This is a genomic window from Parashewanella curva, assembly GCF_003675895.1.
Taxonomy (GTDB): Bacteria; Pseudomonadota; Gammaproteobacteria; order Enterobacterales; family Shewanellaceae; genus Parashewanella; species Parashewanella curva.
In genome coordinates, this window is record NZ_ML014950.1 from 1 (window position 1) to 1,034 (window position 1,034).

Below are 1,034 nucleotides of genomic sequence, written 5' to 3' on the forward strand. Positions count from 1 at the left end.
CGACAACACAATAACCTAAACCAATCCCCGCAGCGCCAATACCGCCTGTCGCTAAACCAGCACCTGTAGCTATCGAAGCAGAGAGCACCGTCTCAGCTGAAGGGAGGTGTTGATATATTTGATTGGCAGTATCTTCAAGCTTATTGACTAGCCCTAGTGCTGAGGAAAAGGGTAAGGTTGCCATGCTCATAATGCTTCACCTTAATACATTGCAAGTGTGCTTTTATATGTGCAGAAAGGTTATACAACCTATTGATAGTAAATCTCTTTTTGTGAACAAAAGTTAACCTACTAATTCGATTAAAAATTTATTAAGTAAAAGATATTGGAATAAGCGATTGATTCTGATTTTTGAATGGATGCCTTGGCTTATGGTTTATAATAAATAGAGCTTTTGCACTAGCTTGGTTTGGGGCAAAAGTTAGTCAGCCAGTGTTCAGAATCAACTCATCTATGACAGTTCATTGAAAGAAATCCGTTATAAAAACTTGTGCAAAGCGCAACAACTGCCGATTCTTTCATACACTTAGATTAACTAATTTTAAATAGAAAACAGGTCAACAAAAATAGACAATAAGCCTAACCTATGTAACTAAAACCAGATATGGCTCATCTCATACCATTCAATGCCTCAACTTCAGATGATTTTGTACAGTTTGTCAGTTTAATTGAAGAAAAGGACAATGGAGAAGATGTTCTTTTATCAACTTTTGGATATACAGCAGATAAAATACAAAATAAAGGCATAGATGCTTGGCACCAAACCGATATAAAAACACCTAAAGAAAATATTTAGAAATATGACTTCGAATTAGCAAAACCGACCGTTTTTCCTACTGCGTCCTCAGCTAGTGAAATATACCCCCCAACTAAGTTTCAGTGGGTGTTACGTGCGGGGTATAAAGTTTCTCAAACCAACCCTCAATTAACCTTAATATTAGACTTAGACCGTACCATCTTTGTATCGTTTGTTAATTCAAGTGAACGCTCAACTTTCCATGAACAAAACACACGATTCAAAAAGGAAGATATGA

The 1,034-nt window shown here is 36.6% G+C and carries 2 protein-coding genes; one reads left to right on the plus strand and one right to left on the minus strand.

What is annotated here, in order from left to right:
* A partial coding sequence (locus D5018_RS21380; RefSeq protein WP_133309377.1) for a hypothetical protein occupies positions 1–190 on the minus strand: 190 nt, incomplete at its 3' end.
* A 414-nt stretch (positions 191–604) separates the two neighbouring features.
* Here D5018_RS21380 and D5018_RS21385 point away from each other — a divergent pair.
* Positions 605–796, plus strand: a complete 192-nt coding sequence (locus D5018_RS21385) for a hypothetical protein (protein WP_121840983.1) — start codon at positions 605–607, stop codon at positions 794–796.
* Positions 797–1,034 lie beyond the last annotated feature (238 nt).